Below are 25,078 nucleotides of genomic sequence, written 5' to 3'. Positions count from 1 at the left end.
TTCCAGAATCTGCCGTCAACACCTATTTTCACATTTCTGTCATATAGGTCAAAAAAGCCCCAAAACGCGAAGGCCGAACCCCAAGGGGCTCGGCCTTCTCCCTTCTACTTACAAGCTTGGGAATGCGAATTGCGAAGCTTCATGGCTCGCCCGTTGCGGCCAGCGCTGGGTAATGGCCTTGCGACGGGTGTAGAAGCGCACGCCATCCGGGCCATAAGCATGCAGGTCGCCAAACAGCGAACGCTTCCAGCCACCAAAGCTGTGATAAGCCACTGGCACCGGCAACGGCACGTTGACACCGACCATACCCACTTCGATCTCATCGCAGAACAACCGCGCCGCTTCCCCATCACGGGTGAAGATACAGGTGCCGTTGCCATACTCGTGATCGTTGATCAGTTGCATCGCCTCTTCCAGGCTGTTGACCCGAACGACGCACAGTACCGGCCCGAAGATCTCTTCTTTATAGATGCGCATCTCTGGCGTGACGTTATCGAACAGGCAGCCGCCCAGGAAGAATCCTTCCTCATGACCGGCCACGCTCAGACCACGACCGTCGACCACCAAGGACGCACCGGACGAAACGCCGTCTTCTATATAGCCACTGACTTTATCGCGAGCCTGACCGGAAACCAGCGGCCCCATGTCCAGACCACAGGTCGTACCCGCGCCGATCTTCAGCGCCTTGATCTGCGGCGTCAGTTTGGCCACCAGCGCATCCGCCACCTGATCACCGACACACACAGCCACCGAGATAGCCATGCAACGCTCACCGCAGGAACCATAAGCCGCGCCCATCAGTGCGCTGACCGCGTTATCCAGATCCGCATCCGGCATCAGCACCGCATGGTTCTTCGCCCCGCCCAGCGCCTGGACGCGTTTGCCGCGCTTGGTGCCTTCGGCGTAGATGTACTCGGCAATCGGCGTCGACCCCACAAAGCTCAGCGCTTTGACTTCCGGCGCTTCGATCAGCGCGTCCACCGCAGCCTTGTCGCCGTGCACTACGCTCAGAACACCTTTAGGCAGGCCCGCTTCCAGCAACAGTTGAGCGATCAGCAGCGTCGAGCTTGGATCACGCTCGGACGGCTTGAGAATAAAGCAGTTGCCGCAGACGATTGCCAGTGGATACATCCACAGCGGCACCATGGCCGGGAAGTTGAACGGGGTAATACCGGCCACCACGCCCAATGGCTGGAAATCCGACCAGGCATCAATGTTCGGCCCGACGTTACGGCTGTACTCGCCCTTGAGGATTTCCGGTGCCGCGCACGCGAACTCGACGTTCTCGATACCGCGTTTCAATTCCCCGGCAGCATCTTCCAGGGTCTTGCCGTGTTCTTCGCTGATCAGTTGTGCGATGCGGGCTTCGTTCTGCTCCAGCAGTTGTTTGAAACGGAACATCACCTGAGCGCGCTTGGCCGCCGGTGTATTACGCCAGGCCGGGAACGCAGCTTTGGCCGAGTCGATGGCTTTTTGAATGGTTTCGCGGCTGGCCAACGGCAGCTTGTGGATCGCCTGGCCAGTGGACGGATTGAACACGTCAGCGGTGCGACCGTCTTCGGTCACCAGTTCGCCATTGATCAAATGCGGGATAAGGCTCATGCGGGGCTCCTGGAAAGTTGTCCACAGGCGCCCATCAAAGGGCGCCTTTATATAGAGGGGAAAATCAGTCGATCTTGTTCAGCACTTCGCCGACCGCGTCGAACAGACGATCGAGGTCTTGCGGCTTGCTGTTGAAAGTTGGGCCGAACTGCAGGGTGTCGCCGCCGAAGCGCACGTAGAACCCGGCTTTCCACAGAGCCATACCGGCTTCGAACGGACGCACGATGGCATCGCCGTCGCGAGGCGTAATCTGGATGGCACCGGCCAACCCGTAGTTACGAATGTCGATGACGTTCTTGCTGCCCTTCAAACCGTGCAACGCGTTTTCGAAATGCGGCGCCACTTCCGCCACGCTCTGCACCAGGTTTTCCTTTTGCAGCAGGTCGAGTGCTGCCAGGCCCGCAGCACAAGCCACCGGGTGCGCGGAATAGGTGTAGCCATGCGGGAATTCCACCGCGTACTCCGGCGTCGCCTGGTTCATGAAGGTCTGGTAGATCTCGGAGCTGGCAATCACCGCGCCCATCGGAATCGCGCCGTTGGTGACTTGTTTGGCGATGCACATCAGGTCTGGGGTCACGCCGAAGCTGTCGGCGCCGAACATCGAACCGGTACGGCCGAAACCGGTGATCACTTCGTCAAATACCAGCAGGATGTTGTGTTGATCGCAGATCTCGCGCAGACGCTTGAGGTAACCCTGCGGCGGAACCAGCACACCAGCGGAGCCGGCCATTGGCTCAACGAAGACTGCCGCGATGTTCGAGGCGTCGTGCAATTCGATCAGTTTGAGCAGTTCATCGGCCAGGGCGATACCACCTTGCTCCGGCATGCCACGGGAAAATGCATTGCTCGCCAGCAAGGTGTGCGGCAGATGATCGACGTCCATCATCGCCTGACCGAACAGTTTGCGGTTGCCGTTCACGCCGCCAAGGCTGGTGCCGGCGATGTTCACACCGTGATAACCACGGGCACGGCCGATCATTTTGGTTTTGGTGGCCTGGCCTTTGAGGCGCCAGTAGGCACGCACCATTTTCACCGCCGTGTCTGCACACTCGGAACCCGAGTCGGTGAAGAACACGTGGTTCAGATTACCTGGGGTCAGGTCGGTGATTTTCTCGGCCAGCTGAAACGACAGCGGGTGACCGTATTGAAAGCCTGGCGAGTAATCGAGGGTGCCCAGTTGCTTGGAGACCGCTTCCTGGATTTCCTTGCGAGTGTGCCCGGCGCCGCAAGTCCACAGACCGGACAGCGAGTCATAGACTTTGCGGCCCTTGTCGTCTATCAGCCAGCTACCTTCTGCGCCCACGATCAAACGCGGATCGCGCTGGAAATTACGGTTGGCGGTGTAGGGCATCCAGTGAGCATCGAGCTTGAGTTGGCTGGCCAGGGAAGTCGGGGCGTTTTCAGGCACGTTCATGGGCAAAAACCTCGCAGGGCAATAAGCAGCTTGGAGATGAAAAGCGTTCTTGCAGCTAAATTGCCACGGGGATAAAGTCGGTGAAATCCAACTCTTCTAACGTTCAGTCAGCCCACTACTAAACTTTGAGTAAACGAAGCATGAGCAGCCGTCGCCCCGATCCGCTGGCGCAAGTCAGTGATTTTGATATCCGCCTGCTGCGGATTTTTCGCAGCGTGGTGGAATGCGGCGGCTTCTCCGCGGCGGAATCGGTGCTGGGCATCGGTCGCTCGGCGATCAGCCAGCAGATGAGCGATCTGGAGCAACGCCTCGGTCTGCGCCTGTGCCAGCGAGGTCGCGCCGGTTTTTCCCTGACCGAAGAAGGTCGCGAGGTCTACCAATCGGCGTTGCAGCTATTAAGTGCGCTGGAAAGTTTCCGCACCGAGGTCAACGGCCTGCACCAACACCTGCGCGGTGAGTTGACCATCGGCCTGACCGACAATCTCGTCACCCTGCCCCACATGCGCATCACCCACGCCCTGGCGCAATTGAAGGAACGCGGCCCGGACGTGCAGATCCAGATCCGCATGATCGCGCCCAATGAAGTCGAACAAGGCGTGCTCGACGGTCGCTTGCATGTCGGTGTGGTGCCGCAAGCCAGTGCGCTGTCGGGGCTGGAATATCAGCCGCTCTACAGCGAACGCTCGCTGCTGTATTGCGCGGTCGGGCATCCGTTGTTTTATGTCGACGACAAACAACTAGACGATGAGCGCCTCAACAGCCAGGACGCCATTGCGCCGACCTTCCGTTTGCCCGCCGAAATTCAGGCTCACTATCAGGCGCTCAACTGCACCGCCAGTGCGTCGGACCGCGAAGGCATGGCATTCCTGATCCTGACCGGGCGCTACATCGGCTACCTGCCGGACCACTACGCCAGCCTCTGGGTGCAACAAGGGCGCTTGCGTGCGCTGAAACCCCAGGCACGTTTTTATGACCTGAGTCTCGCATCGGTCACTCGCAAGGGCCGTCGCCCTCATTTGGTTCTGGAGAGCTTTTTGGAAAGCCTGGCGGCAACGCGTTGAAACTTGTGGGAGCGGCGGTGCGGCGATCCGACTTGCTCGCTAAGGAGGTGTGTCAGTCGACATTTTTCCGGCTGACACACCGCCTTCGCGAGCAAGCCCGCTCCCACAGGGGTTATGGTGCTCAAGGTTTTATCGCGACAGGACTTGTCTGAGGCGTGCGGGTGCGCTATCAACGCATCTGGTTGCACCCATCTACCTGTTCGGAAGTGCCTATGACCTTTGAAGTCCCAGCCCACGGCGACAAACCCGCCAGCCGCATTCGTCAGAAGAACGAAGAGACCATCATCAAAGCCGCCGAAGACGAGTTCGCTCGTCACGGGTTCAAAGGCACCAGCATGAATACCATCGCGCAGAATGCCGGGTTGCCCAAGGCGAATCTGCATTACTACTTCACCAACAAACTCGGTTTGTACGTGGCCGTGCTGAGTAACATCCTCCAGTTGTGGGACAGCACCTTCAACACCCTGACTGCCGAGGATGATCCGGCCGAAGCGCTGACGCGTTACATCCGCGCCAAAATGGAATTCTCCCGTCGCCAGCCGCAAGCCTCGCGGATCTTCGCCATGGAAGTGATCAGCGGCGGCGAATGCCTGACCGAGTATTTCAACCAGGATTACCGCGCCTGGTTCCAGGGCCGGGCGGGCGTGTTCCAGGCCTGGATCGACGCGGGCAAGATGGACCCCGTCGACCCGGTGCACCTGATCTTCCTGTTATGGGGTAGCACCCAGCATTACGCCGACTTCGCCACGCAGATTTGCCGCCTCACCGGGCGCTCCAAGTTGACCAAGCAAGACATGGAAGACGCTGGCAACAACCTGATCCGCATCATTCTCAAAGGCTGCGGCCTGACGCCAGCTATCTAAGACATTTATGCCTTTTACCCTCAGCGGTTTTTGCGAGTACCGCGAAGAGATTCGCAAAAGCCGCTTCATCGCCCTCGCCGCGCCAATCACCAGCGCAGCTGATGCTCAAGCGTTCATCGAGCAACACAGTGATTTGAACGCCTCGCACAATTGCTGGGCGTGGAAGCTCGGCGATCAATACCGCAGCAGTGACGATGGCGAACCCGGTGGCACCGCTGGTCGGCCGATTCTCGCGGCGATCGAAGCGCAGGATTGCGATCAGGTCGCGGTGCTGGTGATCCGTTGGTATGGCGGCATTCAGCTGGGCACCGGTGGCCTCGCCCGGGCGTATGGCGGCAGTGCCAACAAGTGCCTGCAAGGGGCGCCGAAGGTCGAACTGATCAGTCGGGTGCCGGTCAGTTGTGCCTGTGCATTTGGCGAGTTGACGCTGGTGAAGCTTCGGGTAGCGGAACTGGGCGGCTTGGTGGTGGAGGAAACCTTCACGGCCAATGGCGTGGAACTGCAATTGGCGATCGGAGACGGCCAGATAGATACCCTGCAAACGCAGCTGGCGGATTTGAGTCGCGGGCGCATTCTGTTGCGGCATTAGAAATCAAAAATCGCTGCGATCTTTTGGGGCACCCCGGTTTTCTTTACTCTCGACACTTGCCCACATCTGCTGTGCACCCGGCTGTGGATAACCTGAGCACATTGCGCTGTAACCCTTCTGTCATGCGGCTTTGCGGGCTTTGTTCATTTTTCGTCCAACCCGTCAGCGATGACATTTATTCTGCGCAAAAACAATCAGTTAGAGCGGTTTATCGCCTTTAGAAGAAAGCCCCTCAGTGCTTATACCCGTGCGGTCGGCTTGCGCACAAATACTGTGGAACAAGCTGTGGATAACCCGTTCATGGCTGGCTCAGCCCCAAGTCCGGCATAGCTTGCAGCCTGTTGCTCGTTTTTTGACCAACTCATGACGCGCAAAACTGGCGCCTGATCAAAGGTCTTGCCCTCAAGTGGTGCCTGATTCTGGTATTGGAATCGGGCGAAGCACCGTCCACAACGCGTATGCCAGCAAGGTTTTGCATAATTCCTGACTCAATGGCCAGGAAATTGCTTTGTCCACAGGCATAACTTCTGTCGACCCGAGCCTGTCATGTCCAACCCCGTGCCGATCACCGATCAAACACCCCGCCTGCAATTGCGCAGCATCAGCAAACGTTACCCGGGTTGCCTGGCCAACGATGCCATTGACCTGAGCATTGCGACCGGTGAAATCCACGCCCTGCTCGGCGAAAACGGTGCGGGTAAAAGTACCCTGATGAAGATCATCTACGGCGTCACTCACGCCGATTCAGGGGAGATGATCTGGCAGGGCCAGCGCGTGTCCATGCGCAACCCGGCCCAAGCGCGCGGCCTTGGGATCGGCATGGTGTTCCAGCATTTCTCGCTGTTCGAAACCCTGAGCGTGGCGCAGAACATCGCGCTGGCAATGGGCGCGGCGGCGGGTACGCCGAAGCAGCTTGAGCCGAAGATTCGTGAAGTGTCCCAACGCTACGGCATGGCCCTGGAACCGGAGCGACTGGTCCACAGCCTGTCCATCGGCGAGCGTCAGCGGGTGGAGATCATTCGATGCCTGATGCAGGACATCCGTCTGCTGATTCTCGATGAGCCGACTTCGGTACTGACCCCGCAAGAGGCCGACGAATTGTTCGTCACTTTGCGCCGACTGGCCGCCGAAGGCTGCAGCATTCTGTTTATCAGCCACAAGCTCGGCGAAGTGCGTGCGTTATGTCACAGCGCCACGGTGTTGCGTAGCGGTCGGGTAGCCGGGCATTGCGTGCCGGCCGAGTGTTCGGACCGGCAACTGGCGCAGTTGATGGTCGGTGAAGCCGCCGAGCTGATTACCGACTATCCAAAGGTCATTGGCGCTGATGCGTTTTTGAACGTGACAGGATTGTCCTGGCACAACCCTGACCCGTTCGGCTGCTCCCTGAAGGACATAGACCTGGACGTGCGCAGCGGCGAAATCGTGGGTGTCGCCGGGGTGGCTGGCAACGGTCAGGATGAGTTGCTGGCCTTGCTCAGTGGTGAAGAACAATTGCCCCGCGATGACAGCGCGACGATCAGTTTCGGCGGGCAACCGGTCGCCCATTTGCGGCCGGATGCACGACGCAAACTTGGCCTGGCTTTCGTCCCCGCCGAGCGTCTGGGTCATGGCGCGGTACCGGAACTCAGCCTTGCGGACAACGCCCTGCTCACCGCATTTCAACAGGGGCTGGTCAACAAAGGGCTGATCCAGCGCGGCAAGGTCGAAGCGCTGGCAGAGGAAATCATCCGCCGCTTCGGAGTCAAGACACCCGATGCCCAGGCACCGGCTCGCAGCCTGTCCGGCGGCAACTTGCAAAAATTCATTCTAGGCCGGGAAATCCTCCAGCAGCCTAAATTGTTGGTGGCCGCGCACCCGACCTGGGGCGTGGACGTCGGTGCGGCCGCGACCATTCACCGGGCGTTGATTGCCTTGCGCGACGCTGGCGCGGCGATTCTGGTGATCTCCGAAGACCTCGACGAACTGTTCCAGATCAGCGATCGCCTCGGCGCCTTGTGCGGTGGTCGGCTGTCGGCGCTGAAGGCCACTGTCGACACCCGCCTGATCGATGTCGGCGGCTGGATGGCCGGCCAGTTCGACGCGCCTCAATCACCTGCCCCCGCAACGCGCTAACGGAGTTTCACATGCTGCTTTCTCTCGAACCCCGTGGCCAGCAATCGCGCCTGATGTTGTGGTGCTCGCCGTTGCTGGCGGCCGTATTGACCCTGGGCTGTGGCTCATTGCTGTTTATCGCGCTGGGCCACGATCCGTTGCTGACCTTGCACACCTTGCTGATTGCACCGATCAGCGACCTATATGGCGTCTCCGAATTGTTGGTCAAAGCGCTGCCGATTCTGCTCTGCGCGTTGGGGCTGGCGGTGGCTTATCAGGCGCGGATCTGGAACATCGGTGCCGAAGGTCAATTACTGCTCGGCGCCCTGGCCGGCAGTGCATTGGCGGTGAACATCATTGGCCTGCAAAGCCGCTGGGCGCTGGTGCTGATCCTGCTCACCGGCACTCTGGCCGGCGCCGCTTGGGCCGGGCTGACGGCGTGGTTGCGCACACGCTTTAACGCCAATGAAATCCTCACCAGCATCATGCTCAATTACATCGCCCTGAACCTGCTGCTGTTCTGCGTCCACGGGCCACTGAAGGACCCGGCCGGGTTTAACTTTCCTGAATCGGCGATGTTCGGCGATGCCAGTCGACTGCCACTGTTGATGGAGGACGGCCGGGTTCACGCCGGGGTCTATTTCGCCTTGCTCGCGCTGGTGGCGGTGTGGGTGTTGCTGCAGAAAAGCTTTGTCGGGTTTCAGATCAAAGTGCTTGGGCTGGACAAGCGCGCCGCTGGTTTCGTCGGGTTTCGCGAGAAGCGGCTGATCTGGCTGGCGCTGTTGATCAGCGGCGGCCTGGCAGGGCTGGCCGGGGTGTGCGAAGTCACCGGGCCCATCGGCCAACTGGTGCCGCAGGTCTCGCCGGGTTACGGCTACGCGGCGATCACCGTGGCGTTTCTCGGGCGGTTGAATCCCATCGGCATTCTGTTTTCCAGCTTGTTGATGGCGCTGCTGTACATCGGCGGCGAAAGCGCGCAGATGAGCATGAATCTGCCGCAAGCCATCACTCAACTTTTCCAAGGGATGATGCTGTTTTTCCTGCTGGCCAGTGACGTACTGATTCTCTACCGACCGCGTTTGAACCTGCGCTGGGTACGGCGCACCTCAACCACCGCCGTACACGCAGGAGCCTTGTGATGGATATCGATCTGCTGAGCAATACTTTCTACGCCATGGTTCGCTGCGGTACGCCGTTGTTGCTGGTGGCGCTGGGCGAGCTGATTTGCGAGAAGAGTGGCGTCCTTAATCTGGGCCAGGAAGGCATGATGCTGTTTGGCGCGGTGATCGGTTTTATCGTCGCGCTGAACAGCGGCAACCTCTGGCTTGGCGTGTTGCTGGCAATGCTTGCCGGGATGCTGTTGTCGTCGCTGTTTGCCTTGGTGGCACTGGTGTTCAACGCCAATCAGGTGGCGACCGGGTTGGCGTTGACGATCTTCGGCGTGGGCCTGTCGACCTTTGTCGGCGCAGCGTGGGTTGGCAAACCGCTGGCGGGTTTTGAGCCGGTGGCGATTCCGTTGTTGAGTGAAATCCCGCTGATCGGGCGGATGCTGTTTGCCCAGGACTTGCTGGTGTATCTATCGTTCGCGCTATTCACGTTAGTGGCCTGGGTGATCCTGAAAAGTCGTGTCGGCCTGATCATTCAGGCGGTCGGCGAAAACCCGGACGCGGCCAGTGCCATGGGCTTGCCAGTGTTGCGCGTGCGTACGCTGGCGGTGCTGTTTGGCGGGGCAATGGCGGGGTTGGCCGGGGCATATTTGTCCCTGGCCTACACGCCGATGTGGGCGGAAAACATGAGCGCCGGTCGCGGCTGGATTGCCCTGGCGCTGGTGGTGTTTGCCAGTTGGCGGGTGTGGCGATTGCTGCTCGGGGCGTATCTGTTCGGTCTCGCCAGCATCCTGCATTTGGTGGCGCAGGGGTTGGGGCTGGCGATTGCGTCTAGCCTGTTGGCGATGCTGCCGTATGTCGCCACCATTGTGGTGTTGGTGCTGTTGTCCCGGGATGCCGTGCGCACACGGTTGTATGCGCCGGTGTCGTTGGGGCAGCCGTGGCAGGCCGGGCATTAGGGTTGGCCATCAGGGCCTCTTCGCGGGCAAGTCGGATCGCCGCATCGCTCGCTCCTACAGGTTTTGTGTGGTTCGCCGATGATGTGAACGACTCAAATCCGTAGGAGCGAGGCTTGCCCGCGAAGGCGCCCGAACAGGCAACACTTGAACAACGCCCCACGCCAATTCAAAGATCAAGAAAACAACCAGCAGTGAGCTGGCGCCATGGAGCAAGGCATACAGCTGCCAAGCCGAAAACAGAAACCTGGCCACCGCGTCATACCGCCCAAACATCTGCTGCGGATCACGAATCCGCAGCACCGCCCAGACGCACACAATCGAACCCAACAAATTCGCCATCAGCATATGCATCGGCTCGAACGGCGGTAGCTCGCCAGGCAAATTGAAAGTCTGACTCAGACTCAACAACACGCCATGCAACGCCGCAAAACTCCACGGCGTTACAAAAGCAGCGGTCACGATCAGGTCGTACCACGCACTGCCCCGCACCACTTGACGATATTGCGTTGAAGTCCACATCGGTATTGCTCCATAAATTCAGGGAGCAACAAGGCTAAAGCCTGGAGTATGCTCCAGGGTCAAGCCCTCTCGAGACATCAAGATGCGCATCGGTGAATTAGCTCAGGCCAGCGCCGTCAGCCGCGACACGTTGCGCTTTTACGAGCAGCGCGGGTTGATCGCCGCGCAACGTAGCGCCAATGGTTATCGCAACTATCCGGCGGAGATGGTGCAACTGGTGCTGTACATCAAGACCGCTCAGCGGTTGGGCTTTACCCTCGGCGAGATCGGCAGCAGTGTCGCCGCGCTGTGGCAGGCGCCCGACCCAGCTAATGCCGTTACCCAGCTGCTGCAAGACAAACTGAACCTGATCGAAACCCGCATCGCCGAACTCGATGTCTTGCGTCAGGAATTGCAACAACGGCTCGGCCAACGTTGTCCATTAAATCCGTGATTCTCATCTATCAAGGAAGCCATTCATGTCTACGGCAAAAACCGCACTCATCATCGGTGCCTCCCGAGGCTTGGGCCTCGGTCTGGTGAAAACCCTGCTGGCCGACGGTTGGCAAGTCACCGCCACCGTGCGCAACCCACAGAGCGCCGAAGCGTTGCAAGCGCTGGGCAAGGTGCGGATCGAAAAACTCGACATGGACGATCAGCAAGCGGTCATCGCCCTTAGCCAACAACTCAAGGGCGAGGTGTTCGACCTGTTGTTCGTGAATGCCGGAGTCAAGGGCCCGGAGGTCCAAACGCCGGGTGGCGCGACGTTGGCCGAGGTGGGTCAGCTGTTCTTCACCAACGCCGTGGCGCCGATCAACCTCGCCCAGCGTTTCGTCGGGCAGATTCGTGAAGACAGCGGTGTGCTGGCGTTCATGAGTTCGGTGCTGGGCAGCGTGACCATGCCCGACGCGCCGGAGCTGGCGCTGTACAAGGCCAGCAAAGCGGCGCTGAACTCCATGACCAACAGCTTCGTCACGCAACTGGGCGAGCAGACACTCACCGTGCTGTCGCTGCATCCGGGTTGGGTGAAGACTGATATGGGCGGTGAAGGTGCGGACATTGATGTGCAAACCAGTACCCGCGGGTTGATCGATCAAGTGAATGCGTATGCCGGTAAGGGCGGGCATCATTTTGTGAATTACAGGGGTGAGACCATTCCCTGGTAACACCACATTCCCCTGTGGGAGCGAGCCTGCTCGCGATAGCGGTCTGACATTCAAAATTAATGCTGAATGCAATGGCCCCATCGCGAGCAGGCTCGCTCCCACAGGGGTTTCGCGTTGTCCTGTCGGACCGGGCTTGCCCGCGAAGCTTTTTTGTTCGAAACTCCGCACCTCGCCCCCGCGGCGACCCTGGATCAGCAGACAGGGCAACACTGAGCTGGCAACCCTGAACCCAACTTTCAGAGGAGCCGGCCACCATGCCTGCGACCCGTACCTGGTTAAAAAATCCCCTCGCCATTTTCACGGCCAACGCGCTCGATGCCCGTGGCGGTCTGGTGCTGCAAGACGGTTTGATCGTCGAAGTGCTCAGCGCTGGCCAGCAACCGTCTGCGCCCTGTGACCACGTTTTCGATACGCGCGAACACGTGATCCTGCCGGGGCTGATCAACACTCATCACCACTTCTATCAAACCCTGACCCGCGCCTGGGCGCCGGTGGTTAATCAGCCGTTGTTCCCGTGGTTGAAAACCCTCTATCCGGTCTGGGCTCGTCTCACCCCTGAAAAACTTGCCCTCGCCACCAAAGTCGCGTTGGCCGAGTTGCTGCTGTCCGGTTGCACCACCGCGGCCGATCACCATTACCTGTTTCCGGAAGGCCTGGAAAACGCGATCGATGTGCAGGTCGAGAGTGTTCGCGAACTGGGCATGCGCGCGATGCTCACTCGCGGCTCCATGAGCCTCGGCGAAGCGGACGGTGGCCTGCCGCCGCAACAGACCGTACAGCAAGGCGAAGTGATCCTGGACGACAGCCAACGCTTGATTGCCGCGTACCACGAGCGCGGCGATGGCGCGCAAATCCAGATCGCCCTGGCGCCCTGCTCACCGTTTTCGGTGACCCCGCAAATCATGTCCGCCAGCGCCGAACTGGCGAACAGCCTCGACGTGCGCCTGCACACGCACCTGGCGGAAACCCTCGACGAAGAAGACTTCTGCCTGCAACGTTTCGGCCTGCGCACCGTGGATTATCTGGACAGCGTCGGCTGGCTCGGCCCACGTACATGGCTGGCCCATGGTATTCATTTCAACCCCGACGAAATCGCCCGCCTCGGCGCGGCCGGCACGGGTATTTGCCATTGCCCGAGTTCGAACATGCGCCTGGCGTCCGGCATTTGCCCGACGCTGGACCTGACCGCTGCGGGTGCGCTGCTGGGTCTGGGCGTGGACGGTTCGGCGTCCAACGATGCGTCGAACATGATCCTCGAAACCCGTCAGGCGCTATACATTCAGCGGCTGCGTTATGGCGCGCAAAAGATCACGCCGGAGTTGGTACTGGGCTGGGCCACCAAAGGCTCGGCACAGTTGCTCGGGCGCACCGATATCGGTGAACTGGCAGTGGGCAGGCAGGCGGATCTGGCGCTGTTCAAACTGGACGAGCTGCGCTTTTCCGGCAGTCATGATCCGGTTTCAGCGCTGCTGCTATGCGGCGCGGATCGGGCGGACCGGGTGATGGTCGGCGGCCAGTGGCGGGTGATCGATGGGCAGGTTGAGGGGCTGGATCTGAAAGGGTTGATTGCCGATCACAGCCAGGCGGCTCGGCAGTTGATCGCCGGCACCTGATACAACACCAATCCAATGTGTGAGGCGCCCGCACCAGTGGATGGCGTGGATTGGTGAGGGCGCACCGGGATGGCTCTGTGGTGGTCGCTTGGGCCTCTTCGCGGGCAAGCCTCGCTCCTACGGGATTTGTGCCTGTCGCGGGATTGGGTGCGGCGCAAAACCTGTAGGAGCGAGGCTTGCCCGCGAAGGCCGCACCACGGAGCCACATTTTGTTGTCCTGTTGGTCAGCAATTTGCATTGACCTCTCCAACCTCACCACAAAATGGAGTTCCAGTTCATGCATAAACGTCCGTTGAAGCAACTGCTTTGCGCTGTCGCCGCAACCATCGGTCTGAGCGCCAGCCTGACTGCCAGCGCCGCCGACCCGCTGAAAGTCGGCTTCGTCTATATCGGCCCGATCGGTGACCACGGCTGGACGTATCAGCATGAACAGGGACGCAAGGCGCTGGCAGAGAAGTTCGGTGAGCAGATCACCACCAACTACGTGGAGAACGTCGCCGAGGGCGCCGATGCCGAGCGGGTGATCCGCAACATGGCCAAGGACAACTACGATCTTATTTTCACCACGTCTTTCGGCTATATGAACCCGACCCTGAAAGTCGCCAAGCAATTTCCCAAAGTGACCTTCGAACACGCCACCGGCTACAAGCAGGACAAGAACCTCGGCACGTACCTGGCGCGCACTTATGAAGGTCGTTATGTCGGTGGTTTCCTCGCCGCGAAGATGACCAAGACCAAAAAAGTCGGCTACGTTGCTTCCTTCCCAATTCCGGAAGTCATCCGCGACATCAACGCCATTCAACTGGCCTTGAACAAGTACAACCCCGGCACCGAGATCAAAGTGGTGTGGGTCAATTCCTGGTTCGATCCGGGCAAGGAAGCTGACGCCGCCAATGCGTTGATCGACCAGGGCGTGGATGTGGTGTTCCAGCACACCGACAGCCCGGCACCGATCCAGGCGGCCGAACGGCGCGGTGTGTATGCCGTTGGTTATGCATCGGACATGGCGCATTTCGGGCCAAAAGCGGTGCTGACGTCTATCGTCAATGACTGGGGGCCGCATTACATTCAGGCGACCCAAAGCGTGCTCGACCACACGTGGAAATCCCAGGATTACTGGGGCGGTCTGAAGGAAGGCACGGTTGAGTTGCCGATCAGCGACCTGGTACCGGCCGCGGTAAAAACCGAAGCCGAACAAATCATTGCCGATATCAAGAGCGGTGCATTGCATCCGTTCACCGGGCCGATCAAGGATCAGGCCGGTGTCGAGAAAATCCCGGCGGGTGCGACGGCAACCAATGCGGAGCTGGCGTCGATGAACTACTACGTCGAAGGCATGAAGGCCGAGATACCGAAGTAATCCCGGCCACGAACACAAAACCCTGTGGGAGCGAGCCTGCTCGCGATAGTGGACTGACATTCAACATTGATGCTGAATGTAGTGGCCTCATCGCGAGCAGGCTCGCTCCCACAATGGATTTTCAGCGTTCTTAAGGACTGCGCATGAACAGCCTCCCAATCATCGACATCAGCCCGCTCTACAGCGCTGATCAAAACGCCTGGCAATCGATCGCCACCCAGATCGACCGCGCCTGCCGCGAATGGGGCTTTTTCTATATCAAGGGGCACCCGATCACCCCATCGCGCATCGACGCGGTGCTCGACCATGCCCAGCGCTTCTTCGCCCTGCCCACTGCCGAAAAACTCAAGATCGACATCACCCAGTCCCGCCACCACCGCGGCTATGGCGCCATTGCCACCGAACAACTCGACCCGAGCAAACCCAGCGATCTGAAAGAAACCTTCGACATGGGCCTGCATCTACCGGCCGATCATCCCGAGGTGCTGGCGGAAAAACCCTTGCGCGGGCCCAACCGTCATCCGTCGATGCCCGGTTGGGAGTCGCTGATGGAGCAACATTACATCGACATGCAGGCGCTCGCCCAAACCCTGCTGCGGGCAATGACCCTGGCGCTGGGTATTGAGCGTGACTTCTTCGATACCCGTTTCAAAGACCCGGTCAGCGTGTTGCGGATGATTCATTACCCACCGCGCCACACCGCCAGTTCCACGGAGCAGCAAGGCGCTGGCGCTCACACCGATTACGGCTGCATCACCCTGCTCTACCAGGATGCCGCTGGCGGTCTGCAAGTGCGCAACGTGCGGGGCGATTGGATCGATGCGCCACCGATCGAAGGCACGTTCGTGGTCAACCTCGGCGACATGATGGCGCGCTGGAGCAACGACCGTTACCTCTCGACGCCACACCGAGTGATCAGCCCGCTGGGAGTAGATCGGTACTCGATGCCGTTCTTTGCCGAACCGCACCCCGACACCCCCATCGAATGCCTGCCCGGTTGCCAGGACGAGTTTCATCCGGCGAAGTATCCGGCCACCACCTGCGCCGAATTCCTGCTGTCGCGCTTCGCCGATACCTACGCCTATCGACGGGAACAGGAAGCCGTGTAATGAACCGGCTGGTCAGGTTTTGCTCATTGTTTCTGCGGGCATCTGTAGAATGCCCTCATTGCACCTGATGAGATTTCAAAAATGTACGACTGGCTGAACGCTTTGCCCAAGGCAGAACTGCACTTGCACCTGGAAGGTTCGCTGGAGCCTGAGCTGCTGTTCGCCCTGGCCGAACGCAACAAGATCGCCCTGCCGTGGAGCGACGTTGAAACCCTGCGCAAGGCTTACGCCTTCAATAACCTGCAAGAGTTTCTCGACCTGTATTACCAGGGCGCCGACGTGTTGCACACCTCTCAGGATTTCTACGACCTGACCTGGGCCTACCTGTTGCGCTGCAAGGCGCAGAACGTGATTCACACCGAACCGTTCTTTGACCCGCAAACCCACACCGACCGTGGCATCCCGTTCGAAGTAGTGCTCAACGGCATCGCCGCCGCATTGAAGGACGGCGAGCAGCAGCTGGGCATCACCAGCGGTTTGATCCTCAGTTTCCTGCGTCACTTGAGTGAAGACGAAGCGCAGAAAACCCTCGACCAGGCGTTGCCGTTCCGCGATGCGTTTGTCGCCGTGGGCCTGGACAGTTCGGAGATGGGCCATCCGCCGAGCAAGTTCCAGCGGGTGTTCGATCGTGCGCGCAGCGAAGGCTTCCTGACCGTGGCACACGCCGGTGAAGAAGGTCCGCCCGAGTACATCTGGGAAGCCCTCGACCTGCTGAAAATCCAGCGCATCGACCATGGTGTGCGCGCCATCGAGGACGAGCGCTTGATGCAGCGGATCATCGACGAGCAGATCCCGCTGACCGTGTGCCCGTTGTCGAACACCAAACTCTGCGTGTTCGATCACATGTCCCAGCACAATATCCTCGACATGCTCGAGCGCGGTGTGAAGGTCACGGTGAACTCCGATGACCCGGCGTACTTTGGCGGGTATGTCACCGAGAACTTCCACGCGCTGTATACCGATCTGGGCATGACCCAGGATCAGGCCAAGCGCCTGGCGCAGAACAGCCTGGATGCTCGGCTGGTGAAACCATAAAAGCCGCCCAATAACCCTGTGGGAGCGAGCCTGCTCGCGATGAGGCCCTAACATTCAGCATCGATGTTGAATGTCAGTCCGCTATCGCGAGCAGGCTCGCTCCCACATTAGATTGGTGTCGCCTCACTCAACTCCTCCAGCGTCTTACCCCGGGTCTCCATCCCGAACATCCACACCACCCCCGCCGCAATCGCAAAACACATCGCCCCCAGCGCAAACACCCCGCCCTGCCCGGTCATCGGGAACACCAGCCCGGTCACCAACGGCCCGAGCAACGACCCCACGCGGCCGACGGCCGAAGCGAACCCCGAACCCGTGGCCCGTGCCGACGTCGGGTACAACTCAGGGGTGTAGGTGTAGAGCACCGCCCACATGCCGAACAGGAAGAATTGCATCAGCAGCCCCGAGGCGATCAACAGGCTGACATTGCCGCCGAACACCGCGCTCTGGCCATAAAGAAACGCCATCACCCCGCCGCCGAGCAATGTCACGACGCACACCGGTTTACGCCCCCAGCGCTCCACCAGCCAGGCGGCCATGAGAAAACCGGGAATCCCGCCGAGGGAAATCAGCACCGTGTAATACACCGATTGAGTCACGGCGAAACCCGACTGTTGCAGCAGCGCACTGAGCCAGGACGTCAGGCCATAGAAACCCAGCAAGGCGAAGAACCACACGCTCCAGATCATCATCGTGCGCTGGCGATACAGCGGCGACCAGATCTCTCGTAAAGCCGAAAAGAAGTTGCCTGGCGTGCTGGCCACTCGCGGCAGGCGAATAGGCTGAGGAAGATCCGAACGCCCCAATGAAGCCCGGACCCGACCTTCGATACCCAGCAAGACCTTGTCCGCCGCGTCATGATGGCCGGCCTGCTCCAGCCAGCGCGGTGACTCGGGAATGAAAAAACGAATCGCCAGGACGAACACCGCCGGCACCGCCAACACCAAAAAGATGTCGCGCCAGCCAATCACCGGCAACAGGAAGTACGACAACACTCCGGCCGCGACGAAACCGAGCGGCCAGAAACCGTCCATCAACGCGATGTAACGCCCACGGCGCTTGGCCGGAATCAGCTCCGACAGCATCGACTGGGCAATCGGAAACTCCATGCCCATGCCGATCCCCAACAGTATTCGGAACAGCGTCAGCGTTTCGACATTCTGCGCCGTGGAGCACAGATAGCTGGCGATGCCCCACAACACAATGCTCCACTGGAACACCGGTTTGCGCCCGAAGCGGTCGGCCAACATGCCGGACAGCGACGCACCCACGACCATGCCGAAAAAACTCGAACTGGCCAACAACCCTGCCTGCGCCGTGCTCAGGCCGAACTCGGTTTTGATCGAGCCGAGCAGGAAGGTCATCATCGCCAAGTCCATGGAGTCGAAGAAAAACGCCAGGGCAATGATGATGAAAATGATGCGGTGATAACCGCTGATGGGCAGTCGTTCCAGTCGTTCTGCCGCGCTGAAGCTGTGTGTTTCCATGCCACATTCCCCCAATCCGAAAGTCCCCGGATCGAGTGTGCGCGATAGCGGATGGAGGTTATTGCTGGATGCGACCTGTCCACAGCTCTGAACGACGCCTGAACCCCAAGATCCCGGACGTCGCACCTCAATGGCCCTAAAGCGCCATTTCCAGCTCGGTCTCCTTGGCGAAACGATGGATTTCACGCTGCCCCGCGGCCGTGATTTGCAAGGCTCGCGAATCGTTGGGCAGGCTCAACCAGCCGGACTGCATGAACAATTGCAACAAAGCCGCGCCCAATGAGCCGCCCATGTGCGGGCGTCTTTCGCTCCAGTCCGGGCAAGCGCAGGCGACCCGGCTGTCGCGATGAGCCAGCGCTTGGATGAACACTCCGCGTGTTGCCAACTGTGTGGAACCCTTGTGAGTGATCATGACCCGCTGATCGAACTGTTCGATCCAGCCCGCATCCAGCAGACGCTGATAGAGGTCGGCGGCCAGAGTGCCTCCCAGGTGGTCGTCGCAGAGTCTGGCCCGCAACAGGGATGAAGGGGCCGTCTGAGGTTTGGCGATAGAGCTCGTGCGTTTGAAAACATCTGGAATGTCCCGAGGCGTGCTGGCCAGGGTAGCGCTGGCCAGTGCTTCTATCGCGGCACCGACTTCGGGCGCGGCAAGCCGGAAAAACCGTTTGCGTCCACGGATTTCGACTTTCAACAGCCCCCCGGCGGACAAACGCCCCAAATGCGCACTGGCCGAAGACGGCGACAGACCGGCCAACAACGCCAGCTCCTCGGTTTGCCGCGCCGAGCCGTCCATCAAAGCCCACATCATTGCGCTGCGCTTTGGGTCAGCCAGCAACGTGGCGATCTGGCTGATGCAAGGTGCATGTTCCATGTATTCACTCCCTGTTGAATCGTTTCGTCTACTGCTCAGAGATATCTTGACCAGTAATGTGTCGTCGGCCAAGACGCGAAAACCACCATGAACCGGGCAAAGCCACCCACTCACCCAGGCTATTGCTTCGCGGGTGCAACGCAGGTTCGGTGATGACCATGGGGCTGACCGAATCGAACGCGAACTCGCCATTGCGAGGTCGACGGTGCGCACATGTGGCGAGCGCTAGTATAAGCGGGTTAACCGCCGGTTCCTGCCCTTGGGAATCCATCGGTGGTGATAGTTCCTGACAGAATTTTCTCTATTTGCCTGCGACTAATGATCGACACCCGATATCGTCGGAAATTGACTGCCTATCCGAGCGCATCGGCTGGCAAGCATTTCTCGCAAAAGGTTCACTGGCTTACTCAATTGTGCGCGATGGGCGCACAGCAAATTCAGCGGTGCGCGCTCACAGAGCAGTTCCGGCATCAGCACTTTCAACCGACCGGCAAGCACATCGGCAGCGACGTCGAGCCAGGACTTTTGCCGTCAGTCAGAGAATTGACCGTTGTCACAATTGCGATCGTATTCAGGTCTACAATCGAAAACTCTGCGAACAATCATCCACGTGATGTCTTTTACGAGACGTCTTTTACGAAAGGAGCTCAGCAATGAAGATCCTGATAAAAGAACTGGCAAAGTCCCGCTGGCAGGTCCGCCTGGATCAGCACGCTGTGACGTTCCGCAGTGAAGCCGAAGCGCTAGCCTTCACTAAAACGCTTGAAGCGCGCTTGCACGCGCCCCATCAGATTCCCGACCGTCAGCATCGCGCTGCTGGCTGAGTCCGTCCTCAGACCTGGGCTTGCGTCAGCGCCCGGGCATTTTGCAAACGTCGGGTGAGCGTCGCCGCGCTCACCACCAGAATCCCGCACAGGCTGATGACCATGGCCATCGGCATGGCGCTGCCATCATGCAAAACCCCCACCAATGCTGCGGCCCCGGCGGCGACGCTGAACTGCAGGCAACCGAGCATCGCCGAGGCACTGCCCGCCCGCGCGCCCTGACCGTTCATGGCGCAGGCCGAAGCGTTGGGCACAATACAACCCAGGCTGGCGATGCAGAGGAAAAGCGGAATCAGCAACGGCCACAACTGCGCGGTATGCAACGCGCAGACCGCCAACAGGGCCAGGCCGCCCGCCAGATAGAACCAGACGGTACGCGCCAGTAAAAAAGCCGGACCGCGTTTGGCCAGCATCCGGGCATTTACCTGAGCCACCAGAATGAAACCCGCCGCGTTAATGCCGAACAGCCAGCCGAAATGCTCGGCCGGCACGCCATAGAGTTTGATGAAGACGAACGGTGAACCGGCGATGTAGGCAAACATCCCGGCGATGGCGACACCGCCGGTCAGGGCATGGCCGAGGAAGATCGGGTCCGCCAACAACCGACCGTACTGACGCAGCGCGCCCGACAACGGTTGGCGCGGCACATGGGCCGGCAGACTTTCCGGCAGCCCGAGGGCCACTGCCAACCCTGCCAGCGCACTGAAACCGGTCAGCACGAGAAAGATCGATTGCCAGCCAGTCGTGTTGACCAGCAACCCGCCCAGCATCGGCGCAAGAATCGGCGCCAGACCCATCACCAGCATCAGTTGCGAAAAGACTTTCGCCGAACCCACCGCATCGCATTTATCGCTGACCACCGCCCGGGCAATCACCATGCCCGCGCAACCGCCCAACGCCTGGACGAAACGTGCGCCGATCAGCCAGTCCAGAGTCGGCGCGTAAGCACACGCCAACGAGGCCGCGGTGAACAAGCCGACGCCTGTCAGCAAGGGAATCCGTCGCCCAAAGCGATCTGCCACCGGGCCGTACGCCAGTTGGCCAATGGACAAACCAAGGAAATAGGCGGCCAGGGTCAGTTGAACGTGTTTTTCGTCGGTGCCGAAAGCGAGCGCCATCGCCGGAAATGCCGGCAGGTAAAAATCGATCGCCAGCGGACCGAAAGCGCTCAAGGCGCCGAGAATCAGGATTGTGCGAAGGTTCATCAGGCGTCCAGGTTGGGCATGCAGGTTAGCCATGGATCGGCAGGCTGACAGTCTAGCCGGGCGTGGACGCCTTGAACATTCCGTTAGGTCGCTAACTATTAAAAAGTTTAGACCTGTTTTACGCCGTAACCCTCTTCAGTGATTACCGCGATCACCTGATCGGCCGTCAGCGCACTGTCTACGCCGACTTCTTTTGTCGCCAGATCAATGCGCACGCTGGCCGCGGGATCCTTGGCTTGCAGCGCCTGAGTGATGGCCTTGACGCAATGACCGCAGGACATGCCTTCAACGTTGAACACTTGCATGGGACGTCTCCTTAATGGGGCCCTTTAATAGGGTTGAGGGCAGTCTCGAGCTTGCCACCATGGCAAGGTCAAGTTCTGAAGCAAGCTGCCGGGCTGGCAATCGGCGCCGTGCTCGGCCAAGCTGCGTCCATCTATGACTCGACATCAGGAGATTCAGCCATGCGCTGGTCAGCTCTCAGCCTGTTTGGCTTCCTCAGCCTATTTGCCGCGACACCTTCGGTTCAAGCCGCCGGGGAGGACTACGGCGTGCTGATCATTTCCCGCGAGCGTCTGGAAGTGTCGACGGCCTGCGAAATCGGCGTGTACATCCAGGATCAGTTATCGGCGCGGCTGTTCCAGGAACAGAGCACCTCGTTCAACCTGCCGCCGGGCAATGTGTCCCTGCGCCTCAAACTGCTGCCGGGCCAGGCCCCCGGTTGCAACCCGGGCATGCTCGCGCCAGGGTCGCAGAACATCACGCTCAAGGCCGGGGATGTGTTGAAGTTCCGGATTGCGATGACGCAGGAAGGGATGTACCTCAAGCCTGCCGCCCTCGAATATTGAGCCGCCTGTAATAAAGATCGCAGCCTTCGGCAGCTCCTACGGGATCGGGTTAACACGCGGTCAATGTAGGAGCTGCCGCAGGCTGCGATCTTTTGATCTGAGACATGGCGCTTGACCTTGCCCGCATGGCAAGGTTGATCCTGTAGGTAATTTCTACAGGGAGCGTGACCGATGTCCGAATCCACCACTTTCGATCTGCCGATTGCCGGCATGACCTGCGCCAGTTGCGCGGGGCGTGTCGAGCGGGCCTTGAGCAAAGTCACCGGCGCCACGGCCGTCAGCGTCAACCTGGCCACCGAACAGGCCCGGGTTCAAGCGTCCAGCGACAGCCTGCCGGCCTTGATGGACGCCGTGCATCAGGCCGGTTACAGCGTGCCGCAGCAGACCCTTGAATTGAGCATCGACGGCATGACCTGTGCGTCTTGCGTCGGCCGCGTCGAACGGGCGCTGGCCAAGGTACCGGGGGTCAAAAGTGTCAGCGTCAACCTGGCCAACGAACGGGCGCACCTCGAATTGCTCGGCCAGGTCGACCCGCAGACCTTGATCGGCGCCGTGACCAAAGCCGGTTACGCCGCCCGCGTCTGGGAAGTCGAACACCCGCAAGCCGATAATCAACAGCAACGCCTGCACCGCGAACGCTGGGCCTTGCTGACGGCCATCGCCCTCGCCTTACCGCTGGTGCTGCCGATGGTGCTGCAACCTTTCGGCGTGCACTGGATGCTCCCGGCGTGGGTGCAGTTTGCGTTGGCCACGCCGGTGCAGTTCATCTTCGGCGCACGTTTCTATGTCGCTGCGTGGAAAGCCGTGCGCGCCGGCGCCGGCAACATGGATCTGCTGGTGGCCCTGGGCACCAGCGCCGGCTATGGTTTGAGCGTTTACGAATGGGCCACCGCCACCGGCCGCTTGCCGCACCTGTATTTCGAAGCCTCGGCGGTGGTGATCGCCTTGGTGTTACTGGGCAAATACCTGGAAAGCCGCGCCAAGCGCCAGACCGCCAGCGCCATCCGCGCCCTCGAAGCCTTGCGTCCGGAGCGAGCCATTCAGGTGATCGATGGCCGCGAGCAGGAGGTTGCCATCAACGCCTTGCGTCTCAACGATCTGGTCATGGTCAAACCCGGCGAACGCTTCCCGGTGGATGGCGAAGTGGTCGAAGGCCTGAGCCACGCCGATGAAGCACTGATCAGCGGCGAGAGCCTGCCGGTGCCAAAACAGCCGGGTGACAAGGTCACCGGCGGCGCCATCAATGGCGAAGGTCGGCTGCTGGTTCGGACCTTGGCGCTCGGTGCAGAAACCGTGCTGGCGCGGATCATCCGCCTGGTCGAAGACGCGCAGGCGGCGAAAGCGCCGATCCAGAAACTGGTGGATAAAGTCAGCCAGGTGTTCGTGCCTGCGGTTCTGCTGATTGCGCTGGCGACCCTGATCGGTTGGTGGCTGTACGGCGCGGCGCTGGAAACCGCGTTGATCAACGCGGTCGCGGTGCTGGTGATCGCCTGCCCTTGCGCACTCGGGTTGGCTACGCCGACGGCAATCATGGCGGGCACCGGTGTGGCGGCGCGCTATGGGATTCTGATCAAGGACGCGGAAGCTTTGGAGCGCGCCCATGAAGTCAGCGCGGTGGTGTTCGACAAGACCGGAACGCTGACTTCGGGTACGCCGCGCATCGCTCATCTGAGTGCCATCGAAGGTGACGAAGCTGCTTTGCTGCAAATGGCAGGTGCGCTGCAACGCGGCAGTGAACACCCGCTGGCCAAGGCTGTGCTGGATGCCTGCGCCGAGCGCGGCTTGACCGTGGCTGATGTCAGCGACAGTCAATCGCTGACCGGGCGCGGCATTGCCGGCAATCTCGATGGTCGGCGATTGGCTTTGGGCAATCGGCGTCTACTGGAAGAAAGCGGCTTGAGCGCCGGGCCATTGACAGACTCCGCAATCGCCTGGGAAACCGAAGGTCGGACCCTGTCCTGGCTGATCGAACAAAGCCCTGAACCACGGGTGCTCGGCCTGTTTGCCTTCGGTGACACGCTCAAACCCGGCGCCTTGCAAGCGGTGCAACAACTGAGTGCACGGAACATCAGCAGCCACCTGCTGACCGGGGATAACCGCGGCAGCGCCAAGGTGGTCGCCGAGGCGCTGGGCATCAGTGATGTCCACGCAGAAGTACTGCCGGCAGACAAAGCAGCCACCGTCGCCACACTTAAAAAAACCGGCGTGGTGGCGATGGTTGGCGACGGCATCAACGACGCGCCGGCCCTTGCCGCGGCAGACATCGGCATCGCCATGGGCGGCGGCACCGACGTCGCCATGCACGCTGCCGGAATCACGCTGATGCGCGGCGATCCACGGCTGGTACCCGCGGCGCTGGAGATCAGCCGCAAGACCTACGCGAAGATTCGCCAAAACCTGTTCTGGGCCTTCGTCTACAACCTGATCGGCCTGCCACTGGCGGCGTTCGGTTTCCTCAACCCGGTGCTGGCCGGCGCGGCCATGGCGTTGTCGAGCGTCAGCGTGGTCAGCAATGCGTTACTGTTGAAAACCTGGAAACCCAAAGACCTGGAGGACAACCGATGAACATTGGCCAAGCGGCCCGGCAGAGTGGTTTGAGCGCGAAGATGATCCGTTATTACGAGTCCATCGGCCTGCTCAAGGCAGCCCATCGCACCGACAGCGGCTACCGGGTCTATGGCGACGACGATCTGCACACCCTGGCGTTCATCAAGCGTTCTCGGGATTTGGGTTTTTCACTGGAAGAGGTCGGCAAACTGCTGACCCTCTGGCAGGACCGTCAGCGAGCCAGTGCCGATGTGAAGGCTCTGGCCCGTCAGCACATCGACGAACTGAACCAGAAGATTCGCGAACTCGGCCAACTGCGCGACACCCTGCAAGACCTGGTAGAACATTGCCATGGCGACCACCGCCCGGACTGCCCGATCCTCAAGGAACTGGCGTCGGGCTGCTGCGCCGAGCCCGCCCTTTCCTGAGCGCCAACCCCTTCACCGGGGAATGGCGTGAACACGGCTTCACTTACACCAACAATCTACTGTGGGAGCGGGCTTGCTCGCGAAGGCGGTATTTCAGTCGACATCACCGTTGACTGACACGCCGCCTTCGCGAGCAAGCCCGCTCCCACATTGGATCTTCGCCAAATTCTGGCTTTCGGTGACCGTCTGAACGAAAAACCCGGCCAACGCCGTAATACTGTTCACTTAAGCAATTTCAGCCGCGACGCATTTTTTGTAGCAGCTGCCGAAGGCTGCGTTCGGCTGCGCAGCAGTCGTGAGTCCGGCTGCCGTGGTGTACCTGACGCACCGCAATGACTGACTATACGACTGCTTCGCAGCCGAACGCAGGCTTCGCCAGCTGCTACAGATCGCATCACGGCT

At 60.2% G+C, this 25,078-nt stretch carries 23 protein-coding genes and 1 pseudogene; 16 read left to right on the top strand and 8 right to left on the bottom strand.

Going from position 1 to position 25,078, the window contains the following annotated elements:
• Positions 1-108: 108 nt before the first annotated feature.
• Both ACA044_RS03650 and aptA read right to left on the bottom strand, forming a co-directional pair.
• Positions 109-1,602 carry a CoA-acylating methylmalonate-semialdehyde dehydrogenase gene (locus ACA044_RS03650; RefSeq protein WP_497445199.1) on the bottom strand — a complete coding sequence of 498 codons (1,494 nt, stop codon included), beginning with the start codon at positions 1,600-1,602 and terminating at the stop codon, positions 109-111.
• A 64-nt stretch (positions 1,603-1,666) separates the two neighbouring features.
• Complete coding sequence (aptA, locus tag ACA044_RS03645) at positions 1,667-3,016, bottom strand: omega-aminotransferase AptA (RefSeq protein WP_497445198.1); 1,350 nt, start codon at positions 3,014-3,016, stop codon at positions 1,667-1,669.
• A gap of 140 nt (positions 3,017-3,156) precedes the next feature.
• Here aptA and ACA044_RS03640 point away from each other — a divergent pair, with 140 nt between their 5' ends.
• The 6 genes from ACA044_RS03640 to ACA044_RS03615 all read left to right on the top strand — a co-directional run bounded on the left by ACA044_RS03640 (position 3,157) and on the right by ACA044_RS03615 (position 9,685).
• Positions 3,157-4,077, top strand: coding sequence for a LysR family transcriptional regulator (locus ACA044_RS03640; RefSeq protein WP_461968381.1), 921 nt, complete (start codon positions 3,157-3,159; stop codon positions 4,075-4,077).
• Positions 4,078-4,289: 212 nt separating this feature from the next.
• Positions 4,290-4,940, top strand: coding sequence for a TetR/AcrR family transcriptional regulator (locus tag ACA044_RS03635; RefSeq protein WP_497445197.1), 651 nt, complete (start codon positions 4,290-4,292; stop codon positions 4,938-4,940).
• Positions 4,941-4,947: 7 nt separating this feature from the next.
• Complete coding sequence (locus ACA044_RS03630) at positions 4,948-5,529, top strand: IMPACT family protein (protein WP_497445196.1); 582 nt, start codon at positions 4,948-4,950, stop codon at positions 5,527-5,529.
• 546 nt (positions 5,530-6,075) lie between these two features.
• Positions 6,076-7,641 carry an ABC transporter ATP-binding protein gene (locus ACA044_RS03625; RefSeq protein ID WP_497445195.1) on the top strand — a complete coding sequence of 522 codons (1,566 nt, stop codon included), beginning with the start codon at positions 6,076-6,078 and terminating at the stop codon, positions 7,639-7,641.
• Positions 7,642-7,652: 11 nt separating this feature from the next.
• Complete coding sequence (locus ACA044_RS03620) at positions 7,653-8,759, top strand: ABC transporter permease (RefSeq protein ID WP_497445194.1); 1,107 nt, start codon at positions 7,653-7,655, stop codon at positions 8,757-8,759.
• Positions 8,759-9,685: an ABC transporter permease gene (locus tag ACA044_RS03615; protein WP_497445193.1), complete on the top strand. Its 927-nt coding sequence runs from the start codon at positions 8,759-8,761 to the stop codon at positions 9,683-9,685. Before ACA044_RS03620 ends, ACA044_RS03615 begins: the two co-directional genes overlap by 1 nt.
• 54 nt (positions 9,686-9,739) lie before the next feature.
• On the opposite strand, the gene ACA044_RS03610 is transcribed toward ACA044_RS03615, so the two are convergent.
• Positions 9,740-10,204 carry a hypothetical protein gene (locus ACA044_RS03610; protein WP_497445192.1) on the bottom strand — a complete coding sequence of 155 codons (465 nt, stop codon included), beginning with the start codon at positions 10,202-10,204 and terminating at the stop codon, positions 9,740-9,742.
• A gap of 82 nt (positions 10,205-10,286) precedes the next feature.
• Here ACA044_RS03610 and ACA044_RS03605 point away from each other — a divergent pair, with 82 nt between their 5' ends.
• From ACA044_RS03605 to ACA044_RS03580, 6 genes are all read left to right on the top strand, one after another.
• Positions 10,287-10,637, top strand: a complete 351-nt coding sequence (locus ACA044_RS03605) for a MerR family transcriptional regulator (protein ID WP_497445191.1) — start codon at positions 10,287-10,289, stop codon at positions 10,635-10,637.
• Between the two features lie 25 nt (positions 10,638-10,662).
• Positions 10,663-11,349: an SDR family oxidoreductase gene (locus tag ACA044_RS03600; RefSeq protein WP_497445190.1), complete on the top strand. Its 687-nt coding sequence runs from the start codon at positions 10,663-10,665 to the stop codon at positions 11,347-11,349.
• A gap of 254 nt (positions 11,350-11,603) precedes the next feature.
• Positions 11,604-12,962 (top strand): 8-oxoguanine deaminase, encoded by a 1,359-nt coding sequence (locus ACA044_RS03595; RefSeq protein ID WP_497445189.1) that lies wholly within the window; start codon positions 11,604-11,606, stop codon positions 12,960-12,962.
• Positions 12,963-13,239: 277 nt separating this feature from the next.
• On the top strand, positions 13,240-14,322 hold the full coding sequence (locus ACA044_RS03590) for a BMP family ABC transporter substrate-binding protein (protein WP_497445188.1): 1,083 nt from the start codon (positions 13,240-13,242) through the stop codon (positions 14,320-14,322).
• A gap of 143 nt (positions 14,323-14,465) precedes the next feature.
• Complete coding sequence (locus ACA044_RS03585; protein ID WP_497445187.1) at positions 14,466-15,431, top strand: isopenicillin N synthase family dioxygenase; 966 nt, start codon at positions 14,466-14,468, stop codon at positions 15,429-15,431.
• 81 nt (positions 15,432-15,512) lie between these two features.
• Positions 15,513-16,466, top strand: coding sequence for an adenosine deaminase (locus tag ACA044_RS03580; RefSeq protein ID WP_497445186.1), 954 nt, complete (start codon positions 15,513-15,515; stop codon positions 16,464-16,466).
• Positions 16,467-16,573: 107 nt separating this feature from the next.
• On the opposite strand, the gene ACA044_RS03575 is transcribed toward ACA044_RS03580, so the two are convergent.
• The 3 genes and pseudogenes from ACA044_RS03575 to ACA044_RS03565 form a co-directional block, all read right to left on the bottom strand.
• Entirely contained in the window at positions 16,574-17,953 is a 1,380-nt protein-coding gene (locus tag ACA044_RS03575; RefSeq protein ID WP_497445185.1) for an MFS transporter, read from the bottom strand.
• A gap of 136 nt (positions 17,954-18,089) precedes the next feature.
• A complete protein-coding gene (locus ACA044_RS03570) occupies positions 18,090-18,824 on the bottom strand; it encodes an ArsR/SmtB family transcription factor (protein WP_497445184.1) in 735 nt (244 codons plus the stop codon).
• Positions 18,825-19,139: 315 nt separating this feature from the next.
• A pseudogene (locus tag ACA044_RS03565) lies at positions 19,140-19,349 on the bottom strand (LysR family transcriptional regulator); the annotation flags it as partial.
• 128 nt (positions 19,350-19,477) lie between these two features.
• Between ACA044_RS03565 and ACA044_RS03560 the strand changes: the two are divergent.
• Positions 19,478-19,648 (top strand): hypothetical protein, encoded by a 171-nt coding sequence (locus tag ACA044_RS03560; RefSeq protein WP_497445183.1) that lies wholly within the window; start codon positions 19,478-19,480, stop codon positions 19,646-19,648.
• 8 nt (positions 19,649-19,656) lie between these two features.
• Here ACA044_RS03560 and ACA044_RS03555 read toward each other — a convergent pair whose 3' ends face one another.
• Positions 19,657-20,853: a multidrug effflux MFS transporter gene (locus ACA044_RS03555; RefSeq protein ID WP_497445182.1), complete on the bottom strand. Its 1,197-nt coding sequence runs from the start codon at positions 20,851-20,853 to the stop codon at positions 19,657-19,659.
• Positions 20,854-20,960: 107 nt separating this feature from the next.
• Positions 20,961-21,158: a heavy-metal-associated domain-containing protein gene (locus ACA044_RS03550; protein ID WP_497445181.1), complete on the bottom strand. Its 198-nt coding sequence runs from the start codon at positions 21,156-21,158 to the stop codon at positions 20,961-20,963.
• Positions 21,159-21,317: 159 nt separating this feature from the next.
• On the opposite strand from ACA044_RS03550, the gene ACA044_RS03545 reads away from it, so the two are divergent.
• From ACA044_RS03545 to cueR, 3 genes are all read left to right on the top strand, one after another.
• The gene (locus ACA044_RS03545) at positions 21,318-21,701 is read left to right on the top strand and encodes a hypothetical protein (RefSeq protein ID WP_497445180.1); all 384 of its coding nucleotides are present in this window, start codon (positions 21,318-21,320) and stop codon (positions 21,699-21,701) included.
• A gap of 171 nt (positions 21,702-21,872) precedes the next feature.
• Complete coding sequence (locus tag ACA044_RS03540; RefSeq protein ID WP_497445179.1) at positions 21,873-24,266, top strand: heavy metal translocating P-type ATPase; 2,394 nt, start codon at positions 21,873-21,875, stop codon at positions 24,264-24,266.
• Positions 24,263-24,676, top strand: coding sequence for a Cu(I)-responsive transcriptional regulator (gene cueR, locus ACA044_RS03535; protein ID WP_320392347.1), 414 nt, complete (start codon positions 24,263-24,265; stop codon positions 24,674-24,676). Before ACA044_RS03540 ends, cueR begins: the two co-directional genes overlap by 4 nt.
• Positions 24,677-25,078: the final 402 nt, after the last annotated feature.

The sequence above is a fragment of the Pseudomonas sp. LBUM1673 genome (genome assembly GCF_059695645.1).
This window is presented reverse-complemented; position numbering and strand designations above follow the sequence as displayed.